The sequence below is a fragment of the Nocardioides sp. NPDC051685 genome, from assembly GCF_044453405.1.
Lineage (GTDB): Bacteria > Actinomycetota > Actinomycetes > Propionibacteriales > Nocardioidaceae > Nocardioides.
On record NZ_JBITCR010000003.1, the window covers coordinates 107,808 to 130,454 of the forward strand.

Annotated in this window: 23 protein-coding genes and 1 tRNA gene; 15 read left to right on the plus strand and 9 right to left on the minus strand. The window is 70.1% G+C overall.

All coding sequences use genetic code 11. The features are described from left to right. The first annotated feature begins 56 nt into the window (after window positions 1–56). From ACIA03_RS10530 to greA, 5 genes are all read left to right on the plus strand, one after another. Window positions 57–1,226 carry a cystathionine gamma-synthase gene (locus tag ACIA03_RS10530; protein ID WP_396982009.1) on the plus strand — a complete coding sequence of 390 codons (1,170 nt, stop codon included), beginning with the start codon at window positions 57–59 and terminating at the stop codon, window positions 1,224–1,226. Beyond that, complete coding sequence (locus tag ACIA03_RS10535; protein WP_396982011.1) at window positions 1,213–2,580, plus strand: glutamate mutase L; 1,368 nt, start codon at window positions 1,213–1,215, stop codon at window positions 2,578–2,580. Before ACIA03_RS10530 ends, ACIA03_RS10535 begins: the two co-directional genes overlap by 14 nt. 10 nt (window positions 2,581–2,590) lie before the next feature. Continuing rightward, window positions 2,591–4,021 carry an AI-2E family transporter gene (locus tag ACIA03_RS10540; protein ID WP_396982013.1) on the plus strand — a complete coding sequence of 477 codons (1,431 nt, stop codon included), beginning with the start codon at window positions 2,591–2,593 and terminating at the stop codon, window positions 4,019–4,021. Further along, window positions 4,014–5,234, plus strand: a complete 1,221-nt coding sequence (gene ilvA, locus ACIA03_RS10545; RefSeq protein WP_396982015.1) for a threonine ammonia-lyase — start codon at window positions 4,014–4,016, stop codon at window positions 5,232–5,234. Before ACIA03_RS10540 ends, ilvA begins: the two co-directional genes overlap by 8 nt. Window positions 5,235–5,451: 217 nt before the next feature. After that, window positions 5,452–5,961: a transcription elongation factor GreA gene (greA, locus tag ACIA03_RS10550; protein ID WP_045548421.1), complete on the plus strand. Its 510-nt coding sequence runs from the start codon at window positions 5,452–5,454 to the stop codon at window positions 5,959–5,961. Between the two features lie 19 nt (window positions 5,962–5,980). Here the strand turns inward: greA and ACIA03_RS10555 are convergent, their stop codons facing one another. Continuing rightward, on the minus strand, window positions 5,981–6,373 hold the full coding sequence (locus tag ACIA03_RS10555; RefSeq protein WP_396982017.1) for a DUF4307 domain-containing protein: 393 nt from the start codon (window positions 6,371–6,373) through the stop codon (window positions 5,981–5,983). A 125-nt stretch (window positions 6,374–6,498) separates the two neighbouring features. On the opposite strand from ACIA03_RS10555, the gene mca reads away from it, so the two are divergent. After that, complete coding sequence (gene mca / locus ACIA03_RS10560; RefSeq protein ID WP_396982019.1) at window positions 6,499–7,485, plus strand: mycothiol conjugate amidase Mca; 987 nt, start codon at window positions 6,499–6,501, stop codon at window positions 7,483–7,485. A 44-nt stretch (window positions 7,486–7,529) separates the two neighbouring features. Further along, complete coding sequence (locus ACIA03_RS10565; protein ID WP_045548424.1) at window positions 7,530–7,817, plus strand: hypothetical protein; 288 nt, start codon at window positions 7,530–7,532, stop codon at window positions 7,815–7,817. 13 nt (window positions 7,818–7,830) lie between these two features. Here ACIA03_RS10565 and ACIA03_RS10570 read toward each other — a convergent pair whose 3' ends face one another. Next, window positions 7,831–8,406, minus strand: coding sequence for a TerD family protein (locus ACIA03_RS10570; protein ID WP_396982021.1), 576 nt, complete (start codon window positions 8,404–8,406; stop codon window positions 7,831–7,833). A 43-nt stretch (window positions 8,407–8,449) separates the two neighbouring features. Continuing rightward, window positions 8,450–9,922: a cellulase family glycosylhydrolase gene (locus tag ACIA03_RS10575; RefSeq protein WP_396982023.1), complete on the minus strand. Its 1,473-nt coding sequence runs from the start codon at window positions 9,920–9,922 to the stop codon at window positions 8,450–8,452. 148 nt (window positions 9,923–10,070) lie between these two features. Here ACIA03_RS10575 and ACIA03_RS10580 point away from each other — a divergent pair, with 148 nt between their 5' ends. Beyond that, complete coding sequence (locus ACIA03_RS10580; RefSeq protein ID WP_396982025.1) at window positions 10,071–12,440, plus strand: phosphoribosyltransferase domain-containing protein; 2,370 nt, start codon at window positions 10,071–10,073, stop codon at window positions 12,438–12,440. A gap of 5 nt (window positions 12,441–12,445) precedes the next feature. Then, window positions 12,446–13,282: a ribokinase gene (locus ACIA03_RS10585; protein ID WP_396982027.1), complete on the plus strand. Its 837-nt coding sequence runs from the start codon at window positions 12,446–12,448 to the stop codon at window positions 13,280–13,282. 157 nt (window positions 13,283–13,439) lie between these two features. Here ACIA03_RS10585 and ACIA03_RS10590 read toward each other — a convergent pair whose 3' ends face one another. The 3 genes from ACIA03_RS10590 to orn form a co-directional block, all read right to left on the minus strand. Continuing rightward, window positions 13,440–14,315 carry a GNAT family N-acetyltransferase gene (locus tag ACIA03_RS10590; protein ID WP_396982029.1) on the minus strand — a complete coding sequence of 292 codons (876 nt, stop codon included), beginning with the start codon at window positions 14,313–14,315 and terminating at the stop codon, window positions 13,440–13,442. Between the two features lie 88 nt (window positions 14,316–14,403). Further along, a tRNA-His gene (locus ACIA03_RS10595) sits at window positions 14,404–14,479 on the minus strand. 48 nt (window positions 14,480–14,527) lie between these two features. Then, window positions 14,528–15,175, minus strand: coding sequence for an oligoribonuclease (orn, locus tag ACIA03_RS10600; protein ID WP_396982893.1), 648 nt, complete (start codon window positions 15,173–15,175; stop codon window positions 14,528–14,530). A gap of 125 nt (window positions 15,176–15,300) precedes the next feature. Here orn and ACIA03_RS10605 point away from each other — a divergent pair, with 125 nt between their 5' ends. The 4 genes from ACIA03_RS10605 to ACIA03_RS10620 all read left to right on the plus strand — a co-directional run bounded on the left by ACIA03_RS10605 (window position 15,301) and on the right by ACIA03_RS10620 (window position 18,975). Beyond that, complete coding sequence (locus tag ACIA03_RS10605; protein ID WP_396982031.1) at window positions 15,301–16,059, plus strand: DsbA family protein; 759 nt, start codon at window positions 15,301–15,303, stop codon at window positions 16,057–16,059. 306 nt (window positions 16,060–16,365) lie between these two features. Beyond that, window positions 16,366–17,127, plus strand: a complete 762-nt coding sequence (locus ACIA03_RS10610) for an FkbM family methyltransferase (RefSeq protein WP_396982033.1) — start codon at window positions 16,366–16,368, stop codon at window positions 17,125–17,127. Between the two features lie 27 nt (window positions 17,128–17,154). After that, the gene (locus ACIA03_RS10615; protein WP_396982035.1) at window positions 17,155–17,571 is read left to right on the plus strand and encodes a limonene-1,2-epoxide hydrolase family protein; all 417 of its coding nucleotides are present in this window, start codon (window positions 17,155–17,157) and stop codon (window positions 17,569–17,571) included. 78 nt (window positions 17,572–17,649) lie between these two features. Continuing rightward, window positions 17,650–18,975, plus strand: a complete 1,326-nt coding sequence (locus tag ACIA03_RS10620; RefSeq protein WP_396982037.1) for a hypothetical protein — start codon at window positions 17,650–17,652, stop codon at window positions 18,973–18,975. Between the two features lie 6 nt (window positions 18,976–18,981). Here ACIA03_RS10620 and ACIA03_RS10625 read toward each other — a convergent pair whose 3' ends face one another. Continuing rightward, window positions 18,982–19,563: a dihydrofolate reductase family protein gene (locus tag ACIA03_RS10625; protein ID WP_396982039.1), complete on the minus strand. Its 582-nt coding sequence runs from the start codon at window positions 19,561–19,563 to the stop codon at window positions 18,982–18,984. A gap of 65 nt (window positions 19,564–19,628) precedes the next feature. Between ACIA03_RS10625 and ACIA03_RS10630 the strand changes: the two genes are divergently transcribed. After that, window positions 19,629–20,729: an NAD(P)H-dependent flavin oxidoreductase gene (locus ACIA03_RS10630; RefSeq protein ID WP_396982041.1), complete on the plus strand. Its 1,101-nt coding sequence runs from the start codon at window positions 19,629–19,631 to the stop codon at window positions 20,727–20,729. Next, complete coding sequence (locus ACIA03_RS10635; protein WP_396982043.1) at window positions 20,726–21,244, plus strand: DinB family protein; 519 nt, start codon at window positions 20,726–20,728, stop codon at window positions 21,242–21,244. Before ACIA03_RS10630 ends, ACIA03_RS10635 begins: the two co-directional genes overlap by 4 nt. Window positions 21,245–21,253: 9 nt before the next feature. Here ACIA03_RS10635 and ACIA03_RS10640 read toward each other — a convergent pair whose 3' ends face one another. Both ACIA03_RS10640 and ACIA03_RS10645 read right to left on the minus strand, forming a co-directional pair. Continuing rightward, window positions 21,254–21,907 (minus strand): NAD(P)H-binding protein, encoded by a 654-nt coding sequence (locus ACIA03_RS10640; RefSeq protein WP_396982045.1) that lies wholly within the window; start codon window positions 21,905–21,907, stop codon window positions 21,254–21,256. A 266-nt stretch (window positions 21,908–22,173) separates the two neighbouring features. Next, a complete protein-coding gene (locus ACIA03_RS10645) occupies window positions 22,174–22,620 on the minus strand; it encodes a MarR family winged helix-turn-helix transcriptional regulator (RefSeq protein ID WP_396982047.1) in 447 nt (148 codons plus the stop codon). Window positions 22,621–22,647: the final 27 nt, after the last annotated feature.

Consider the following 22,647-nt stretch of genomic DNA (forward strand, 5'->3'; position numbering starts at 1 on the left):
GACGCGCGAACGTTCCCGGATGGGCGGCGAGGTGAGATCGGACGTAGGCTCGGAGCGTGAGCGAGCAGCAGCACCTCGGCAAGGCCGGATTCGAGACCAAGGCGATCCACGCGGGCTACGAGCCCGACCCGACGACGGGTGCGGTGATCCCGCCGATCTACGCCACCACGACCTACAAGCAGGACGGCGTCGGCGGCCTGCGCAACGGCTATGAGTACAGCCGCTCCGCCAACCCGACCCGCACCGCGCTCGAGGGTGCGCTGGCGGCGGTCGAGGAGGGCGAGAAGGGGTTCGCCTTCGCCTCCGGTCTGGCCGCCGAGGACACCCTGATCCGCAGCCTGATGCGGCCCGGTGACCACATGGTCATCCCCGACGACGCCTACGGCGGCACCCACCGGTTGATCGACAAGGTCGAGAGCCAGTGGGGCATCGCGCACACCCCCGCTCAGGTCGCCGACGTCGACGCCGTCGCCGCCGCGATCCAGCCCGGCAAGACCAAGGTGGTCTGGGTCGAGACGCCGACCAACCCGCTGCTCAACATCGCCGACATCTCCGCGCTCGCCACCGTCGCCCACGAGGCCGGTGCGCGGCTGGTGGTCGACAACACCTTCGCCAGCCCCTACCTGCAGCAGCCGCTCACCCTCGGCGCCGACGTGGTGGTGCACTCCACGACCAAGTACGTCGGTGGCCACTCCGACGTCGTCGGCGGTGCCGTGGTCGTCCGCGACCTGGAGATCGCCGAGAAGATCGGCTACCTGCAGAACGCCGCCGGCGCGATCGCCGACCCGTTCGGCGCCTGGCTGACCCTGCGCGGCCTCAAGACCCTGGCCGTACGCATGGACCGCCACTGCGACAACGCCGAGCGCGTCGCCGACTTCCTGACCTCGCACCCGAAGGTCGGCGAGGTCATCTACCCGGGCCTGGAGACCCACCCCGGCCACACGGTCGCCCAGAAGCAGATGAAGCGCTTCGGCGGCATGGTCTCCTTCCGGGTGACCGGCGGCGAGGCCCAGGCGCTCGCGGTGTGCGAGCGCACCAAGATCTTCACGCTGGGCGAGTCGCTCGGCGGTGTCGAGAGCCTGATCGAGCACCCGGGCAGGATGACCCACGCGTCCGTCGCGGGCACCGACCTGGAGGTGCCGGCCGACCTGGTGCGGATCTCCGTCGGGATCGAGTACGCCGAGGACCTGGTCGCGGACCTCGAGCAGGCCCTTGACCAGAGCTGATCAGCCACAGACCGCCGTCTGCGTCGACTTCGGCTCCACCTGGACCAAGGCTCTCCACGTCGACCTCGCCTCGGGAGAGGTCCTCGGCTCCGCGAGCGCGCCGACGTCGCTGCACGAGGTGATGGAGGCGTACGACGCCTGCCTGGCCACGCTCACCGAGAAGGACTCCCGGGCGGCCGACGCCGAGATCCTCGCCTGCTCCTCGGCAGGCGGCGGACTGCGGATCGCCGTGGTCGGCAACGAGGAGCTGGTGACCGCCGAGGCCGGGCGGCGGGTGGCGCTGTCCAGCGGTGGCAAGGTCGTCGCGGTGGTCGCGACCGCAGGTCGTGAAGCCGAGAGTGACCTGGGGGCCACGCTGAGCTTGACGACCCCGGATCTGGTGCTGCTGACCGGTGGCACCGACGGGGGCAACCGGGACGCCATCGTCTCCGCCGCGCGCGAGCTGGCCGCGGCCGGCTGGCGCGGGCCGGTGGTCGTGGCGGGCAACCGTGACGCGAACCCGGAGATCGACGAGATCCTGGCCGACGTTCCCCATGTGACCTGCGACAACGTCGTTCCCAAGATCGGCGTGCTCGCGCCCGAGAGCGCCCGCGCGGCGGTCCGGGAGATGTTCCTCGAGCACGTGATCGGCGGCAAGCACCTGAGCAGCCGGGACGACTTCCGGCGGATCGTCCGGGGGGCGACCCCTGATGTCGTGCTCCAGGGGGTCGAGACGCTGGCCGAGGTGCTCGGCGAGGACGTCGTCGTCGTCGATGTCGGCGGCGCCACCACCGACGTGCACAGCGTGGTCCGTCCCGACCCCGAGGCCGAGCACGTCCGCGAGGAGGTCGTCGCGGTCACCCCGGTGACCAGGACGGTCGAGGGCGATCTGGGCATGCGTTGGTCGGCGATCACGACCCTGGAGGCGGCCGAGCACTCGGACCCGAGCCTGGCCGAGTCGGATCTCTCCGGCGAGGTCGAGCACCGGCACAACCACCCCGGCTGGCTGCCGCGCACCGAGCAGGACAAGGACATCGACGAGCTCCTGGCGAGGATCGCGATCTCCACGGCCCTGCAGCGGCACGCGGGACGGTCCCGGGTCGTGCTGTCACCGAGCGGCAAGGTCATCGAGCGCACCGGCACCGACCTGCGCCGGGTCGGCGTGGTGATCGGCTCCGGAGGCGTACTCCGGCATGGTCGTGAGCGCATCGAGGAAAGGGTGATGCGCTGGTCGGTCCGCGGCGGGTGGCAGCTCCCGGAGGCGCCGCTGCGGACGGTCGACAGCGACTACGTGCTCGCCGCGGTGGGCCTGCTCGCGCGATCGCACCCCGCCACGGCGCGGCACCTTGCGACCCACCTCACACCCTCCCGGTAGCCTCTGTCAGGTGACGGATCAGGGGGATACACCCGGGGGAGAGAAGCCGACCGCGAAGGATGGCCTCGAGCGGGTGACAGGAGCGTTCAGACGCAACCGCGAGGCACGTGAGGCGCAGCGTCATGCCCAGGAGGAAGCCGACGCGCGGGAGTCAGCAGAGGTGGCCAAGGAGGCCGCCGCGGAGGCCCGTGAGTCGGCCGAGAACTTCGCGCTACGCCTCGTCAACCAGTTCGAGCGCCTGCGCGAGGGGCGCCAGGAACAGCTGGCTGCGCCCGAGCCGGTGACCGCCCCGACGTCGGTGAGCCGCACGAACGTCCCCTACGGTGTCGAAGTCGCCGCCCAGTGGGGCTGGCGATTCCTGGTGATCGTCGCCGCCGGCTATCTGATCGTCCGGGCCCTCGGCTTCCTCAGCATCGTCGTCGTCCCGTTGGTCATCGCGCTGCTGATCGCCGCGCTCGTCTCCCCGGTCGTCAACGGCCTGGCCCGGGTCGGGCTGAGGCGGAGCATCTCGGCACTCTTCGTGGTGATCGGCGTGCTCGTTGCGGTCATCGCGATGCTGAGCTTCGCCGGCACCCAGGTCGCCAACGGCTTCACCGACCTCGCCGGGCAGACCGTCAAGGCGCTCGACGAGATCCGCGACTGGCTGATCAACGGGCCGTTCCATGCGAGCGAGGCCCAGGTCGACACCTGGCTCAAGACGGTCCAGACCACCGTGCAGGACTGGGCGGCGGCGTACGCCTCCAACCCGTTCTCCCGGGTCAGCGAGGTCGGCGGGGTCGCCCTCGACGTCTTCGCCGGGCTGTTCATCGTGCTCTTCTCGACCTACTTCTTCTGCGCCGAGGGCGAGCGGATCTGGGGCTGGCTCGTCCGTCTCGCCCCGCGGGCCGCGCGCAGCCGGATGGACAGCTCCGGCCGGGTCGCGTGGGTCTCGCTGACCCAGTTCACCCGCGCCACCGTCATCGTGGCCGCGGTCGACGCGGTCGGCATCATGATCATCGCCGCGATCCTGCAGGTGCCGTTCGTGGCGGCGATCGGCGTGCTGGTCTTCCTGAGCTCGTTCGTGCCCCTGATCGGGGCCACCGTCGCCGGCGCGGTCGCCGTGCTCGTCGCGCTCGTCTCCCAGGGGCCGTTGACTGCGCTGCTGATGCTCGGTGGCGTGATCCTGGTCCAGCAGCTCGAGGCTCACGGCCTGCAGCCCTTCCTGCTCGGTCGCTGGGTCCGCGTCCACCCGCTCGGCGTCATCCTCGCGGTCGCCACCGGCATCGTGCTCGGTGGCGTGGCCGGTGCGCTCGTGGCGGTGCCTCTCGTGGCCGCCCTCAACGCGGTGGCCAACCATCTGACCGCGGTCCCGGCCCTGGCACCGACGGCGTCGACGCCGCCCCCGGTGCCGCCCGGTCCCACGTCCCCACCCCCACCGAGCCCAGGAGCGGGCAGTGCCTGAGTTGCATGGTCAGCCGACGTACGACGACATCCTCGCGGCGCGCGAGCTGCTGCGCGGCCACATCACCGAGACCCCGGTCCAGGGAGCCCGCTGGCTCACCGACATGGTCGGAGACACGGTCATCCTCAAGTGCGAGAACCTGCAGCGTACGGGCTCCTTCAAGGCCCGCGGAGCATTCGTACGCATCGCCCGCCTGTCCGAGGAGGAGCGCAAGCACGGGGTGGTGGCCGCCAGTGCGGGCAACCATGCGCAGGGCGTCGCGCTGGCCGCGACCACCCTCGGCATCCCGTCCACCGTGTTCATGCCCGAGGGCGCGCCGATCCCGAAGGAGAAGGCCACCCGCGCCTACGGCGCGGAGGTGATCTTCGAGGGTCAGTACGTCGACCAGTGCCTCGACGCCGCGATGGCCTTCGCCGAGCGCACCGGTGCCGTCATGATCCACCCCTTCGACCACCCCGACGTCGTCGCCGGTCAGGGCACGATCGGCCTCGAGATCCTCGAGCAGGCGCCGGACGTGAAGACGGTCGTCATCCCGCTCGGCGGGGGTGGCCTGCTCGCCGGTGCGGCGCTCGCGATCAAGGCGAAGCACCCCGACGTGAAGGTGATCGGCGTGCAGGCGGAGACCGCCGCCGCCTACCCGGTCTCGCTGCGGGAGGGCCGACCGATCCGGCTCGACAAGATGCCGACGATGGCCGACGGCATCGCCGTCGGGCTGCCGGGGGAGACCAACTTCCCGATGATCCAGGCCTACGTCGACGAGATCCGTACGGTCTCGGAGGAGGCGATCTCGAGCGCGCTGCTGGCTCTCGTCGAGCGGGCCAAGCTCGTCGTCGAGCCCGCCGGCGCGGTCGGCGTGGCGGCACTGATGGACGCGCCCGAGGCCTTCGAGGGCCCGGTCGTGGTGGTGCTCTCCGGCGGCAACATCGACCCCCTCCTGCTCAGCAAGGTGATCCAGCACGGCATGACCCTGGCCGGACGCTACCTGCCGGTCGCGGTGACGATCCCCGACCAGCCCGGTGCGCTGGCCACCCTGCTGTCGGTGATCGGGGACACGGGGGCCAACGTCATGGAGGTCGTGCACTCGCGCACCAACCCCGGGTTGCGACTCGCCGAGGTCGTCGTGCAGCTCCAGCTGGAGACCCGCGGGCAGAACCACGCCGAGCGAGTGCTCGAACAGCTGCGCAACAAGGGATACCCGGCGATCAGCCCCTGACGTTCCGGGGAACGGTCCCGAGGTCGGATTGCGCAACGTTTCGGTCGCGAACTGTCTTCGGGTGTGGTTGCCTTGTTAAACTGAACCTTCTGACAATCTCCCGCGGAACGTTCAGCTGGGTGAAATATGCCCGCACAGCAGGGAGAGAAGGCGCCGGTGAATGGGGGTTGACCGGCGCCCCTTACCTATATTCACTACCCATCAGGAGTAACTCGCTATGACTCAGTCGACCGAGACCACGGCTGCCACTATCTGGCTCAGCAAGGGTGCATTCGACAAGCTCACCGCCGAGTTGGAATACCTGAAGGGCCCCCGGCGCCAGGAGATCCTCGCCGAGATCAGCTCCGCCCGCGACGAAGGTGACCTCAAGGAGAACGGCGGCTACCACGCCGCCCGTGAGGAGCAGGGCAAGCTCGAGGGTCAGATCCAGCAGCTCGAAGCGCTGCTGCGCAAGGCGGACACCACCGTCCCCGAGGACGACGGCGTCGTCTCGGTCGGCAAGCTGGTCACCTTCAAGTTCGAGGGCGATGACGACGACGAGGCCGAGACCCGCCTCATCGCCTCGATCGAGATGAAGGAGTACGCAGGCGGTGTCGAGATCTCCTCGGCCGCCTCCCCGATCGGCGCGGCGCTCATCGGCGCCAGCGTCGGTGACACCGTGACCTACGAGGGTCCTCGCGGGCCGCTCAAGGTCGAGATCCTGAAGACCGAGGTCTTCACCGGCTGATCTGCGGGTGGCTGCACGGTCATTCGACCGTGCAGTCGCCCCACTCGACCCGGGCCGCGCGGCGCTCGGTCGGGATGGTGATCGTCTGGCGGCCCTCGCCGGCGGTGAACTCGAGGTGGCCGACCTTCTCCTCCTGGTCGTCCTCGGCCTCGACGGTGCAGACGGGCTTCGCGTCCTTGTCGTGGAGGCGTACGACGAAGGTCACCTCGACCTCGTTCTCGCTGATCGCCTCCCACTTCTCCAGCCCGGAGGAGACCTCGGGGTGCAGCGCCAGCCACAGCGCCCAGCCGAACCAGCCGATGATCGCGACCAGGGCGAGGACCAGCGCGAGCAGGAGTACGCCCGGGCGACGGCGCGGGCCACGGCCGTAGCGGGTCGCGATGCGGGATTCTTCGGCTGACGGCGTGCTCACGGAAACATGGTCCCATCCCGCCGAAGAAGACCGCACATCCGTCCTGGGGGCCTACCACCGCCGATGTCCGCAGAGTGGGAGCGGGTAACCGAACTGTGAGACGAGGCGTGGTTAGGATTGAACCCATGCCAGAGCAGCTCCAGCAGGCGTTCCGCCTGATGCACGTGCACGCGCACCCCGACGACGAGTCGAGCAAGGGCGCGGGCATCACCGCGAAGTATGTCGCCGAGGGCGTCGACGTCCATGTCGCGACGTGCACCGGTGGCGAGCGGGGCGACATCCTCAACCCGAAGATGGAGCGCCCGGGGATCCTGGAGAACATCCACGAGATCCGCCGCGAGGAGATGCATCGTGCCCGCGACATCCTCGGCATCAAGCAGGACTGGCTCGGTTTCGTCGACTCCGGCTGGGTCGAGGAGTTCATGGCGGTCAAGGACACCGCGGCCAAGGACTGGTCGCTGCTCCCGGAGGGCTGCTTCGGCCGGATGCCGCTCGAGGTGAGCACGCGCCGGCTCGTCGAGATCATCCGCACCTTCCGGCCGCATGTGGTCACGACGTACGACGAGAACGGGGGCTACCCGCACCCGGACCACATCATGTGCCACCGGGTCTCGGTGGAGGCGTTCCGGGCGGCCGGCGACCCCGACCGGTTCCCCGATGCCGGTGAGCCGTGGCAGCCGCTGAAGCTCTACTACAGCCACACCTTCAACTACCCGCGCACGATCGCCCTGCACGAGGCGATGAAGAGCCACGGGCTCAGCTCGCCCTACGAGGAGCGCCTCGAGGAGTGGAAGCCGGACCCGGGCTGGGACGAGCGGGTCACCACGAAGGTGGAGTGTGCCGAATACTTCGGCGTACGTGACCAGGCGCTGCTCGCGCATGCCACCCAGATCGACCCCGACGGCCCCTGGTTCGCGGTGCCTCGGGAGATCGAGAAGGAGGCCTGGCCGACCGAGGACTACGAGCTGGTGACCTCCTACGTGCCGGTGCCCGAGGCCGAGAAGCGCGCGGAGACCGACCTGTTCGCCGGGCTCGACGTGTCCACCGCCGACGACGAGGGCAAGGCCGCGGTCGGTCGCGAGATCAGCTTCGGCAAGGTCGTCACAGCCTGAGCCCAGGCAGCGCCGTTCTCAGGCGAAGGTGAGACAATGTCCCCATGTCCGGCCTTCCGATGACGACCCTTGCGACGACGCAGTCGTTCCACACCTCCCAGCCCGCTCCTCAGCCCGATCCGCCGAAGGACGAGGACGTGGTCGCGGGCTGGACCGCCTTCGGCATCTTCATCGCGCTCTGCGTCGCCGTGGCGGTGATCGCGTGGAGCATGCTGCGTCAGTTCAAGAAGGTCGAGAAGGCCAAGGTCGAGGGTGTCTTCGGTGAGGAGGCCCAGGCGGAGGCGATCGCCCAGCAGGCCGCCAAGGACGAGATCAAGAAGCTCAAGCGCTAGCCAGAAGCCGAGATCAGAGCGTCGGCGCGATCGCGGGCAGCAGGTCCTGGAACGTACGCCCGTTGCCGATCTCACCCAGCGCGGTCATCGTCCAACCGCTCTCGGAGCGGCTGACCTTGGCCATGATCTCGGCGGTGTGCGGGCCCGACTCGCTCAGGTCGAAGCGGGCGATCTCGGCGCGCGTGTTCTCGTCGACGAGGCGGCAGAACGCGTTCTGGATCTGGGCGAAGCTCTGCCCGGTGAAGGAGTTGATCGTGAACACGATCTGCGCGACCTCCGGAGGCACCCGGTCGAGGTGGACGATGATCGACTCGTCATCGCCCTCACCCGTTCCGGTGCGGTTGTCGCCGGTGTGGGCGACGGCGCCGTCCCTCGACCTCAGCTGCCGGAACCAGGCCTGGTCGATGTGTCTGCCCGCCGCGTCGTAGAGGATCGCGGAGGCGTCCAGGTCGACGTCGGCGCCGCGGAAGCCGCCGAAGAGTCCCTGTCTGACCGCGTCCCAGCCGAGCGCGATCCGCACGTGCGTCATGCTGCTGCCGTCGCCTGTGGTGAGCGAGACCGACTGTCCCTTGGCGAGCGAGACGGACAACTGTTCCTCCGATGGCTGGACCGGCGAGGGGGACACGGCCACCTTAGTCAATCGTGACCGTCACCGGTTCCGTTCCGCTCGCCTCGACCAGGATCCGGTTGTGCTCGGCCTCGCCTACGACCCGGCCGCCCTCGACGGCGATGTCGGCCCCGTCGGGATAGTGGATCGGGCTGACGAAGATCTCGGTCGGCTCGTCGATCTCCGGCGCCGGCCGATAGGTGTAGCGGAACGCGCCGGTGGCGGGGTCGAAGGAGAGATCGACGGGCGTGCCGGCCGTGGCCTGCGGGTAGGTGCGGACCAACGTACGCAGCTTCTCGGGCTTCACCGTCGAGAGATCGGCGTCGTCGGCGAACATGCCCTGCGCGCCGTCGGCGGTGGTCGGGTCGTCCCAGTGCTTGTAGGCCCAGTGCATCCAGGAGGTGAAGTGGTCGTCGGCCGAGGCGGTGTCGATGGCCAGCAGCTCGGTGTTGTCGGTCGCGCCGAACTCCGACATCAGGTTGGTCGCGCCCATCGTCTCGGCCTGCTCGAGCGCCTCGAGGTTGTGGGTCTCGTCATAGTCCTTGCACCCGCTGACCCCGATCGGGATGCCCTGGGAGTCGAGATAGCCGTAGGGACAGTAGGCGTGCCAGGAGTAGCCGACCTGGTCGTCGTTCGCCGGCCCGAAGCTCGAGTTCGGGACCTGGTTGGCGAGCAGTTGCGACTCGTACCAGACGATCCCGTCGGGATCGGACTCCCGGATCGCCGCCGTCGCCCTCTCGTACGCCGGCTGGAACTCGTCCCGGTAGGAGCTCGCGCATCCGGTGATCGGGCAGGTCAGCCACTCCCGGCCCGCCCACGGCTCGTTGATGAGGTCGTAGCCCATCGAGTACGGCTGGTCGCCCCACCGCTGCGCGACGGCGCCCCAGGCCGCCGCCCAACCGTCCTGGACGCCGTCCTTGTTGGCCCAGAAGTTGTCGTAGACGGTGGCCAGCTCGGGGGTGATGTACGTCGCCGGGAAGGACAGCTTGATCGGCGGGTGCAGGTTGTAGGGCGAGGGCCGCTTCGCCGCCCAGTCGGGCACGCCCTCGCCGCCGTAGGTCTCGTGCCACATGTCCTGGTGGAAGTCGTACTGCATCCAGATGCCCTCGTCGGCGAGCAGGTCGATCACCCGCTGCCAGTCGTCGAGGTAGTCCTCGTCGACCTTCCCCAGGGAGTCCGGGGTCACGCCCGCCCACAGGGTGCCGATCCGGGCACCGTTGAACCCGTGCTCGGCCAGCCATTCGGCGTCGGCGGCGGTGAAGCCCTCGGCCGAGTCGGGCGGGACGTACGGGTCGTGCTTCCAGACCAGGTTCTGCCCGTGGACCAGCACGATCCGGCCGTGCTGGTCGACCAGCCAGCGACCCTCGCGGGACAGCCGGGGCGTCTCCTCCGCCGGGTCGGCGCCGGCCGGCCCGACCGGGCTCAGCAGCGAGGTCCCGAACGCGAGCACAGCCGCCGCGGCGGCAACGATGGCGAAGCTTCCCGAGCGAGGTGACATGTGCGGAACCTAGTGCTCTTCGTCACGTACGACAAGAACATGTTCTCATTCTGAGCGGCGGGCCGGGCGTAGAGGCCGTCCGGACGAGATCTGCAGTGGACAGGGCGGCCTCTCTGCGGTTGAGTCAGACGAGGAGCATTGGGGGAGAATGTCACCTGTGAGAGACGAAGCGAGCGGCTGGTCGGGAAACTGGGTGGCCGAGCGTCTGGGCGTGCGTCTGCGGACGACCGACGCGCCGAGCGGGATGATGATCACCGATCTGGTCGGTCTGGCGGTTCGACGCAACCCCCGCCGCGCACAGCTCCTCGTCTCCTCCGTCCTCGGCAAGCACGTCCCGACCGATCCGCGGCTGGTGACCGACGCCGGGCTGCGCCTGGGTGCCAAGGCCCGTGCCGCGGTCACCGGCGACGCGGTGGTGCTCGGCTATGCCGAGACCGCGACCGCGCTGGGCCATCTGGTCGCCGACGCGCTCGGGGCGCCCTACCTGCACTCCACCCGCCGGGTCGTCGACGGCATCGAGTCCGTGGCCGACTTCTACGAGGAGCACTCGCACGCGACCGCCCACCGGCTGCTCCCCGCCGACCCGGCCTTCCTGGCCCGCGCCGAGACCCTGGTGCTCGTCGACGACGAGGTCATCACCGGCAAGACCGTCGTCAACACCATCCGGGCGCTGCACAAGAAGTTCCCGCACAAGCACTACGTCGTGGCCGCTCTCGTCGACCTGCGCTCGGAGGCCGACCGCGGCCGGATGGAGCGCTCGATCAAGCGGTTGCGCGCCACGTTGGACGTCGTCTCCCTCGCGAGCGGCGAGATCGAGCTGCCCGAGGACCTCGCCGACAACGGCAACCGGCTCATCGACACCGTCGAGAACCTCCGTCAGCTGGCCGGGGTCGAGCCGAGCCGGCGCCCGCGCGGCGAGGTCGTCCAGGTCGTCGCGACCTGGCCGCGGGCCGTACCCGAGGGTGGGCGCCACGGCTTCACACCCAGCGCCTCCAGCTCCTACGAGTCGGCCGTCACGGTGACCGCCGCGGCCGTGGCCGGCCGCATCCCCGACGGCCCGGTGCACATCCTGGGCACCGAGGAGCTGATGTACGCACCCTTGCGGATCGCCTCCGCGCTGGCCGACCGGCGCGCGGCCGAGGGTCGGCGCCATGAGATCACCTACTCGACGACCACGCGTTCGCCGGTGCTCGACGTCGACGACCCGGGCTACGCGATCCGCACCGCGATCACCTTCCCGTCCCACGACGCGCCCGCCGACGGCGACGGACCGCGCTTCGCCTACAACCTGCGCGAGGGCGCCTTCGAGGCGATCGTGCTGGTGGTCGACGAGCCGGCCGACACCCCCGCGCTGCATCAGGAGGGCGGCCTGGTCGACCAGCTGGCCCGGATCGCGCCGCGGGTCGTGGTCGTCACCATCCCCGCGTTCGCCCCCGAGCCGCGCCACGACCAGCCGGCCCGGCAGCTGCCCGCCCCGGTGTACGGCCCGGCCTTCGGCTCCTACGAGCGGGACGACGTCGCCTGGCTGCTCACGGACCTCACCCCGGAGGACGCCGAGGCGGCAGCCGAGGCGCGTCCGGAGGAACCCGCCGACCTCTTCGACGAGGCGCTGAGCGCGTCGGCCCAGCGGGTGGCGTACGCCGTCGGCCTGGTCACCGAGCACGTGCTGGCCCGGCGCGGCCAGGACGCGGTGCTCGTCTCCCTGGCTCCGGCCGGCACCCCGATCGGGGTGCTGATGCGGCGCTGGGCACAGCGGGTGCACGGGCTCGACCTGCCCCACTATGCGATCTCGCTGGTCCACGGGCGTGGCATCGACCAGACCGCGCTCGCCTATCTGGCGGCCCACCACGACCCCGCCCGGGTGATGTTCATCGACGGGTGGACCGGCACGGGCGCGGTCACCCGCGAGCTGGCGGCGTCCGTCGAGAAGGCCAACTCCATGCTCGACGCCCACCTGCCCTCGCCGTTCTCGCCGGAGCTGGCGGCTCTCGCCGACCCGGGCCGGAGCGTGTCGATCTACGGCACCCGGGAGGACTACCTGATCCCGTCGGCGTGCCTCGACTCGACGGTCTCGGGCCTCGTCTCCCGCCCCGTCCTCGACGATGACCGGGTCGGCCCCAACGACTTCCACGGCGCCGTGTTCCACGCCGAACGGGCGGCCTCCGACATGTCCAAGAGGTTCGTCGACACGGTCGCGGCCCGGTTCCCGATCGTACGCACCAAGGTGATGCTCGACCTCGCGGCTCACCTCGGCGGTGACCACACGCCCACCTGGGTGGGCTGGGACGCGGTCGAGGACGTCGCCGACAGGTTCGGCGACGGTGACGTCAGCCTGGTCGCGGCCGGTGTCAACGACACCGTCCGGCTGCTGCTGCACGGCGAGCCGGCGCAGATCCTCGTCAACCCTGCCCGCGACGCCGACCTGGCTCAGGTCAAGAAGCTCGCCGAGGCGCGCGGCGTGCCGCTGGAGCGCGTCTCCGACCTGCCCTACTCCTGCATCGGGCTGCTGCGTCCCTGATGCCGGTGCGCTCGCCACAGGACCTGGTCGTCGTCGGGAGCATCAACGTCGACCTGACGGCGCTCGTCGAGCGGCTGCCCGGTGCGGGGGAGACCGTCGGCGGCGGGCGGCTGCGCCGTGACGTCGGCGGGAAGGGCGCCAACCAGGCGGTCGCCGCGAGCCGGCTGGGGGCGCGGGTGCGGATGGTCGGCGCCGTCGGCTCCGACTCGGACGGTGACTGGGCGGTCGAGACGATTCGGGACGCCGGCGTCGATGTCGGAGACATCACGACGGTCGACGCGCCGACCGGTACGGCCCTGATCGCCGTCGACGAGGCGGGGGAGAACCAGATCGTGGTCTGCGCCGGCGCCAATGCGTCGGTGGGCTCCGAAGGGATCTCGGTCGGGGCGCACGAGGCTGTGCTGATGCAGCTCGAGCTCTCCCTGGACGTGGTCCGGGCCGTGGCCGCCCGGGCGCCGGGCTTCGTCGTGCTCAACGCCGCCCCGGCGCAGCCGCTCCCGGCCGACCTGGTCGAGCGGGTCGATCTCTTCATCGTCAACGAGACCGAGTACGCCGCGATCCCCGAGCTGCGTGCGGCCAGGCGGGTCGCGGTGACCTACGGCGCCTCGGGTGCGGCGATGTTCGTGGACGGCGCCGAGGTGGCGAAGGTGCCCGCCGCCTCGGTTTCGGAGGTGGTGAACACCGTCGGCGCCGGCGATGCCTTCTCCGCGGCGCTCACCCTCGCGATCCTCTCGGGTGCGCCGGACGAGCAGGCGCTGCGTACGGCCTGCGCGGTCGGCGCGGCCGCCGTCGCACACCCCAGCGCCCAGCCGCCGCTCGACCGGTTGGAGACGTACGTCTAGGGCGCGTCTCCCAAATCCACGCCCGCTACGCGACGTTTCGCATCCGATCTGGCTGTGTTGGCGCCGCTCGACAGCCTCCAGGATGCCTTCGCAGCGCCGCCTTGCCAGATCGGCCCGAAACGCCGCTCGCGGCCGCCGTGTCTTTAGGAGACACGCCCTAGGCCAGCTCCTTGCGGAAGAAGTGGGTGGCGTGGGGGTTGTCGTTGTAGCGGTCGATGCGCTCGTAACCGGCCCGCTCGTACATCCCGATCGCCTCGGTGAGGACGTCGCGGGTGTCGAGGCGTACGACCCGGTGACCCAGTCGCAGCGCCTCGGCCTCGAGGTGGCGCAGCAGGCGTGAGCCGAGGCCGGCGCCGCGCCAGGCGGGGTCGACCCACATCCGCTTGATCTCGCCGGTGCCGTCGAACTCGCGCACCCCGCCGGAGGCGACCGGGGCGCCGTCGCTGGCGGCCACGAAGAAGGCGCCGCGCGGCGCCCGCAGGGAGGGGTCGTCGCCGAAGCCCTCGTCGCCGACGGTGAACCCGAAGCGGTCGCCGATCTCGGCGAAGTAGTGGCCCATCGCCTCCTGCGCCATCGGGTCGCGCGGGTCGACCCGCTCGATCGTGATCGTGGCGGCCCGCACCAGCAGGTCGGCCGTCGCCAGGGCCTCGTTGAGACGGTCGCGCTGCCGCTGCGTCAGCGGGTCGAGCAGGAGATGGGCGCGCTCCTCCGACCGGCGCTCGAGGTCCTCCCACTGCTTGACGCCGTCCTCGGTCAGCACCACCAGCCGGCGCCGGCCGTCGGAGGGGTCGCGGTCCATCGTGACGTACCCCTTGCTCTCCAGGGTCCGCAGCATCCGGCTGACGTAGCCGGAGTCGAGACCGCCGAGGCGGCTCCGCAGGTCCTGCACCGTGCCTGCGCCGAGGCCGATCTCGTAGAGGATGCGGGCGGTGCCGTAGGGAAGGCCGCTGCCGAGGAACGACTCCTCGAGCGCTCCCACGCGACGGACGTAGCTCATGTTGAACTTGCGCATCACCGAGGTGTCCACTGTCATGTATCTGACTTTAGTCAGATACTTCCTCGAGTCCAAGAGAATATCTGGAAATGACAAACGGCCCGTCCTCTCGGACGGGCCGTTTTCATGGGGTGAGCGACGGGGCTTGAACCCGCGACCCTCGCGACCACAACGCGATGCTCTACCAGCTGAGCTACGCCCACCATCGACTCGGACAGCGCATGTCCGAGCCGTCAGAAAGCATAGGGGAATCAGGCCGGATCTGTGGAATCGGCGGCCTCGGCCGGATCGCCCAGGCCGGTGATCGAGGCGCCGTGGCGGGCGGCGATCTCCTTGGCGGTGTCGGAGTCCGGCCCCGGCATCGGGACGAAGACCGCTTCACGGTAGTAGCGAAGCTCCTCGATCGACTCCTGGATGTCGGCCAGCGCGCGGTGGTTGCCGCGCTTGGGGGGAGCCGAGAAGTAGGTCCGCGGGAACCAGCGGCGCGACAGCTCCTTGATCGAGGAGACGTCGACGTTGCGGTAGTGCAGGAAGCCCTCCAGCTCGGGCATGTCCCGAGCCAGGAAGTTACGGTCGGTCGCCACCGTGTTGCCGCCCAGGGGCGGCCGGGAGTCCTTGGCGCAGTGCTCCCAGACGTACGCCAGGACCTGCTCCTCCGCCTCGCGCATCGTCACACCGTTCTCGAGCTCGACCAGCAGGCCGGACTTGGTGTGCATGTCGCGCACGAAGTCGTCCATCTGCTCCAGCGCCTCGGCCGGGGGTTTGATGATGATGTCGACCCCGTCGCCGAGCACGTTGAGATCGAAGTCGGTGACGAGGGCCGCCACCTCGATGAGCGCGTCGTTCTCGAGGGACAGCCCGGTCATCTCGCAGTCGATCCAGACCAGACGTTCGTTCAGTGAAGCCACTGGAGCACCCTAACGCCGCTGGTCAACGGCTTTACGGAGGGTTAGGCGACGATGTGATAACGGTTCCCATGGCGTGGTTTCAGGCTGCGCTCAGGAGATCGACCTATGTTGGCCCCATGAGCACGGATTCAGCCAGCAGCCACTCGCGCAAGGAGAAGCGTGAGGCCCGCGCTGCCAAGGCCGCCGCGGAGCTGGAGGCTCTGCGCAAGAAGCAGGCCCGCAAGTCGATCCTCACGGTCGTTGCGGTCGTCGCCGTCATCGCGGTGATCGTCGGCGGTCTCGTCTGGTTCAGCCTGAACCGCTCCGAGGACAGCGAGATCGCCGCGCCCGAGGCCGGCAACAGCGAGCACGGCCTGGTCATCGGTCCCGACGACGCGCCCCACAAGGTCGTCATCTACGAGGACTTCCTGTGCCCCTACTGCGGTGACTTCGAGGCCGCCTCCCGCAAGGACCTCGCCGACCTGGCCGCCGACGGCAAGGTGCAGGTCGACTACCGTCCGTTCGTGCTCCTCGACCGGGCCGGCCCCTACTCGATGCTCGCCACCTCGGCCTTCGCGGTCGTCCAGGAGGAGGCCGGCGCCGAAGCCGCCAAGAAGTTCCACGACCTGCTCTACGAGAACCAGCCCAGTGAGTCCGGCCCGTTCCCGAAGGCTGCCGATCTCGTCGACCTCGCGGTCGAGGCCGGTGCCGAGGAATCGGCGGTCAAGGACCGCATCGAGAACCTCGACGGCAAGGCCTGGGCCGACGCTGCCACCAAGGCGGCCGCCGCTGACGGCGTCCACGGGACTCCGACCATCCTGCTCGACGGAGAGCAGTTCCAGGACGGCAACAGCATCGAGGAGTACGCCGCGAACCTGGTCGAGCAGGTCTCCTGACCCGAGCGAGCGGTGGCTGGACCGCCGGCCGGCGGCGTAGTGTCGGTCACATGACTCGGCAGACTCAGCTCTTCCTCAGCGCGGTCGGGATCCTTCTGACGGCCTACTTCGCTGTGGTTGGACTGGTGACCGTCGTGCAGGCGATCTTCCAGGCCTGATGGTCGACGGGGCGGTCGGGAACGTACCTCTCGCTCGTGGTGCGGTCCGCGTTGCCCAGGGTTCGGCTGCCGTTTCGGTGGGCACCTTAGGGTTCGGCGACAGCCAATGGCGGCTGGGCCGAAAGACTCCAACGCGAAGGTGCTCGAGATGGCGTACGCGACGACCGAAGACGGCCATCGGATCTATGTGAAGCCGACTGATCCGCGGGCGCTCGGTCTGATCGCCAACAAGGGGCGGATCATCCCCGGCTCGCTGGAGCTGTGGCGGGTGGCGCTCGGGCTGCATCCTTGGCGGACGGTGATCGACATCGGCGTGAACTACGGCGAGATGCTCGTCGGGGTGGAGATCCCGGAGGGTGCGGAGCTGATCGGGTTCGAGCCGAACACGTCGCTGCACAAGGTCCTGCGCAAGACCCTCGACGCCCGCGGGATCGCGATCGATCTTCGCTCGCAGGCGGTGGCGGACACGCCCGGACAGGCGCGGTTCGCGGTCGACCGGACCTGGTCGGGGACGTCCTCGCTCTACGACGAGCGCCATGACGGGTCGGCTCGGTGGCAGCTTCGCGACGTCGAGGTCACCACGCTCGACGAGGTGCTCGGCGGCTCGGGGCGGTCGTTCTGCGTGAAGGTGGACGTCGAGGGCTTCGAGCGGGAGGTCGTCGACGGGGCGGCCGCGTCGCTCGACGGTACGGAGCGTTGGGCGCTGATGCTCGAGATCGAGCACATGGACCGCGGTTACCTCGCCGAGCTGGCCCGGACCCGCGACGTGTTCGTGAAGGAGAAGGACTCGATCGCGCTGCGACGCGTGCCCGGCGAGCGCATCGCCGTCGAGGAGCTGCTCGACGACCCCACCCTGCATCGCCAGGACTGTGTGGTCTTGAGCCCCGCGTTGTCCGTGGCGCAAACCTGAGGCCCTGAACAGCGATAACGTGGCGACATGACCGAGATCCAGATCGTCGAGCAGTTCCTGGCCGCCCTCGAGACCGGCAACGTCGACGCGGCGATGCTGCTGTGCGCGGACGACGTCACCTACCAGAACGTGCCCCTCCCGCCGGCCCGCGGCCTGTCCGAGGTCGGGCGCCAGCTGCGGGTCATGGGGAAGTACGCCACCGGCTTCGAGGTCCGGATGATCAACATCGCGGCCAACGGCCCGGTGGTGCTCACCGAGCGCATCGACGTGCTCAGTCGCGGCTCGGTCTCCGCCGAGTTCTGGGTCTGCGGCACCTTCGAGGTGCGCGACGGCAAGATCGTGCTCTGGCGCGACTACTTCGACTGGACGACGTTCATCGCCGCCGGGGTCAAGGGTGTCGGCCAGGCGGCGTTCGGCGCGATCCGGAAAGCAGTCGGCCGCTGAGTCGTTTGTGCGCACCGCACGAGACACCTCGTGCAGTGTTCTTGTGACGTCAGTCACAGCGAGCCCTACGCTCGGACCATGCCCCGTGCGTCAGTCGCTCTCCTCGCCCTCCTCCTGACCGCCTCCGGCCTGGTCGCCTCGACCGGCCCGGCGATCGCTGACCCCGAGCCACCCGGTGACCAGCCGCTGCCGGGCTACACGATCAGCAACCCGCCGGTGGCGCCGATCGCGGTCGACGGGCGGACGACCACGGTGCGCCAGGGCGTGCACGAGCATGCTGCGTACATCCTCGAGGTGCCGGCGGACTGGAACGGCGAGCTGGTGATGTGGGCCCACGGCTACCGCGGGCTCGGCTACACGCTGACGCCCGAGACCCCGGGGTTCGGGCTGCGGCGTACGTTCCTCGAGCAGGGCTACGCCTGGGCGGCGTCGAGCTACTCGACCAACGGTTACGACGTGGGGGCTGGGGTGCGCTCGACACGGGACCTGGCGACGTACGCCTCGACGTTGCTGCCCCACGCGGCGACCCGCACCTACGTGACGGGGGTGTCGATGGGCGGGCACGTGATCGGGCGCTCGCTGGAGCAGTATCCGGGCTTCTACGACGGCGCGATGCCGATGTGCGGACAGCTCGGCGACGTGGAGCTCTTCGACTTCTTCGTCGACTACAACCTCGGCGCCCAGGCGCTCGCGGGACACGACGCCTACCCCTACGACGCGGACTACCAGAGCGTCGACGTCCCGGTCATCAAGGAGCAGCTGGGGCTGAACGGCACGCTGACGCCGGAGGGCCAGCAGCTGCGGGCGATGACGATCGAGCGCAGCGGTGGACCCCGTCCGGGCGCCGAGGCGGCCTTCGGGCAGTGGAAGGACTTCCTGTTCACGCTGCCGTCGGTCGACGACGGCGGCACGCTGGCCTTCAACATCGGCCGGGTCGCGACCAACCGGGACACCGCCTACACCCCGAGCTCGCCGGTCGATCTCGACGCCGAGATCGAGCGGATCGACCCCACGGACCCCGCCGGGCGCTACAGCCACCGGCTCGACGCGCCGTCGCGGATCTCCGGCCGCCCGAGCGCCCCGGTGGTGAGCCTGCACAACCTCGGCGACATGTTCGTGCCGTTCTCGATGGAGCAGATCTATCGGCGCGAGGTGGACCGCCACCACCGCGACGGTCTGGTCGTCCAGCGGGCGATCCGGTCGGCCGGACACTGCGAGTTCAGCCCCGCCGAGGCCTCGACCGCCTGGGGCGATCTGGTCGACTGGGTCGAGCACGGCGACCGCCCGGCCGGCGACGACGTGCTCGATCGAGCCGCCGTCGCCGCACCCGACTACGGTTGTGCGTTCACCGATCCCATGGCGTACGGGACCGGGTCGCGGCGCCTCTTCGCGCGCTGCCCCTGACCGGGGTCAGCGGACGACGTCGTAGACGAGCTTGAGGATGCCGTTGCCGTAGGCCTCGGACTCGACCAGCGTGAGCCGCTGCTTGTCCTTGTCGGTCTCGCTCCACATCGACTTGCCGGCGCCGAGGACGACGGGGAAGACGAGCAGGTGATAGCGGTCGATCAGGCCGGCGTCGGAGAGGTTGCGGGCGAGCTCGGCGCTGCCGGCGACCAGGATCGGGCCGCCGTCGCCCTGCTTGAGCTTCTCGACCTCGTCCAGCGACCGCAGGACGGTCTGCGGACCCCAGCCCTCGACGAGGGCGTCGTCGCCGAGAGAGGTCGAGACGACGTACTTCGGGATCTCCTTGATCACCGCGAAGTCCTCGATGTCGGGCCAGATCGGTGCGAAGGCCTCGTAGCTGCGGCGGCCGAACATCATCGCGCCGGCCTCCTCCATCTCGCTGCCCTTGATCGCATAGGCCTCCGGCAGGAACTCGATGTCCTTGAACGTCCAGCCGCCGCTGCGGTGCTGCTCGGACGGCGAGCCGCCGCCGGGGGAGTCGACGACGCCGTCGAGGGACACGAACGCTGAGTAGATGAGGGTGCGCATGCGGCGATCCTGCCGCTCCGCGGCGTATGGCGCCAAGAAGATTTGCGGGCGCTACCGTGAACGTCATGACGGCCCGACGACGTGCTCAGGAGTTCTGCGAGGCGTACGGCCTCTCGATGCCGATCCTTCAGGCGCCGATGGCGGGTGCCTGTCCGCCCGTGGCAGCGGCCGCGGTCGCCGACGCCGGCGGGATGGGCGCGGCGGGGGTGGTGCTCGACTCGCCGTCGCGGATCGCGGAATGGGCGGACGAGTTCCGGTCGATGTCGGCCGGCCCGTTCCAGCTGAACATCTGGATCCCCGACCCGCCCGTGGACGACCCCGATGGGGTCTCGGCCGCGGAGGAGTTCCTGGGCAGGTTCGGTACGCCGGGCCCCGGGCAGCCGCCCGCGCCCTCGTTCGAGGAGCAGTGTGAGGCGATGCTCGCCGCCCGGCCGACCGTCGTCTCCTCGATCATGGGCCTCTTCTCACCCGACTATGTCGACCGTCTGCACGCGGCCGGGATCGCCTGGTTCGCGTGCGCGACGACCCTGGCCGAGGCGCGTGCCGCCCAGGAGGGCGGCGCCGACGCCATCGTCGCCCAGGGACTCGAGGCAGGCGGGCACCGAGGGGTCTTCGAGGCGGAGGTGGCGGAGCGTACGGCCGTGGGGCTGTTCGCACTCCTGCCGCACATCGTCGACGGGGTGGACGTGCCCGTCATCGCCGCCGGCGGGATCGCCGACGGCCGTGGGGTCGCCGCGGCGCTGACGCTCGGCGCGAGCGCGGTGCAGGTCGGCAGTGCGCTGCTGCGGTCGCCCGAGATCGGGATCGCCGACGCCTGGGCCGCCTCGCTCGACGGCGTCGAGCCGGAGGAGACGGTCGCGACCCGGGCCTACTCCGGACGGCTCGGTCGCGCCGCCCCGACTCCCTACGTGCGCTCCTGGGAGGACCCCGACGCGCCGTCGCCCGCGCTGTACCCGCACCATCGTCGCCTGGTCGCCAGGTGGCGCAAGGGTACTCCCGATCCCGGGGCCGCGGTGCCGCTGGACCGCGTCAACCACTGGGCCGGCCAGGCTGCCGGGCGTGCCGTCACCGAGCCGGCGGCGGACATCGTGACCCGGATGTGGAGCGAGGCCCGGAGTCTGCTTCCCGACACGGAGCAGGACGACGGTGTAGAACGGAAGGCATGAGCGAAACCTGGCCCCAGCGACTGCTCGCGGACGGCTTCGGCCGGATCGCGGAGACCCTTCCCACGATCGTCGACGGCCTCTCGGTCGACGACCTGCTGTGGCGGCCGTACGACGGAGCGAACTCGATCGCCTGGATCCTGTGGCACATCGCCCGGATGGAGGACGCCCAGATCGCGCCGCTCGCCGGCACCGACGAGGTGTGGTCGCGCGACGGCTGGGTGGAGCGGTTCGGGCTGCCGTATCGCCCCCGGGCGATGGGATACGGGCAGTCCGCCGAGGAGGTCGCGGCCTTCCGGCTGGAGGACCCGGCGCTGCTGACCGGTTACTACCAGGCCGTTCACGCGGCGACCCTCGAGCTCGTCGACTCGCTGAGTGAGGAGGATTTCGCCCGCGTCATCGACGAGCGCTGGGACCCGCCGGTCACCGTCGCGGTGCGACTGGTCAGCGTCGTCGACGACGCCGCCCAGCACATCGGCCAGGCGGCGTACGTCAAGGGGCTGCTCGCCCTTCGCTGAGAGCCGGCCTCAGAGCACGGCGGCGATGGCCTCGTCGACCGACGCGTCGCCCGAGACCAGCTCCCACTGCTTGCCGACGGTGGCGTCGTCGTCGATGACGGCGGCGATGACCGCGGCCACGTCGGCGCGCGGGATGGTATCGCGTTCGAGCTTCGGGGCGAGCTTCACCCGCCCGGTCGCGGGCTCGTCGGTGAGGCCGCCGGGACGCAGGATCGTCCACTCGAGGTCGCTGTCGCGCAGGGCGATGTCGGCGTCGCGCTTGGCCTCGACGTAGGCCTTCCACACCTCGCCGGCGTCAGCCGGCACCGGTTCGTCGACGCTGATCGCCGAGACCTGCACGAAGCGCTTGATGCCGGCCGCCTTCGCGCCCGCGATCGACTTCGTCGAGCCTTCCAGGTCGACGGTGCGCTTGCGCTCCTTGTTGCCGTCGGGGCCGCCGCCGGCGGCGAAGACCACCGCATCGCAGCCGGCGAAGGCCGCGGCGAACCCGTCGGCGTCCTGGTTCTCGATGTCGAGCAGGCCGACCTCGGCCCCGAGCGACTCGAGCTCGGCTCGGTAGCTCTCGCTGCGTACGAGCGCGAGCGGGGTGTGGCCCGCGGCGGCCAGGATCGGATGGAGGTGCAGGGCGACCTTGCCGTGGCCGCCGACGATGGCGATGCGCATGGCCTCAGCCTAGGCTGCTGATCGCTTGTCTCGTCGTCTCGCCGGTCCTGGAGCAGGGCTGCCCAGAGCGGGGTGAACGAAAATTCCTTCACCCGCGAGGGGCGAGTGAAAGTTTGTTCGCTCGGCGATGGCGAATGAAAGTTCGTTCGACCAGCGACGGTGAACGAACTTTCATTCACCTCCGCGACGACCTCGCCCGGAGCGGCGCCAGCTGGCAAGGAGCGAAGCCCGTGGGCTTCTGTGCCGGCTTCATCAGGCCGGCTTCATCAGGCCGGCGACAACGTTCCGAGCGCGTGCACGAGCGGCGCGAGCTCGGGGATCTGGGCGGCCTCGTCGAGTGCCGTACGCAGCACCTCGTCGTGCAGCGGACGGGCCTTCTTCAGCAGGGCCCGTCCGGCCGGCGTGAGCTCGGTGTAGATCCCGCGCCGGTCGTCGGCGCAGAGGATCCGGGTGAGCAGGTTGCGGTTCTCCAGGCGGGTGACCAGGCGGGTCGTGGCCGAGGAGGAGAGGGCCGCGGCGCGGGCCAGCTGCTGCATGCGCATGTGCCAGCCGTCCTGGCGGCTGAGCGCGTCGAGGACGGTGAACTCGACGACCGACAGGCCGTGCTCGCGCTGCAGTGCCTTCTCGAGCGCGGCCTCGATCAGTCCGTGCACGGCGGCCAGCGTGCGCCAGCCCTGAGCGCGGATCTCGACGGCGTCGTCAGCGATTCCCATGGGTCCTCCTTCGTGGACACCTCCAAG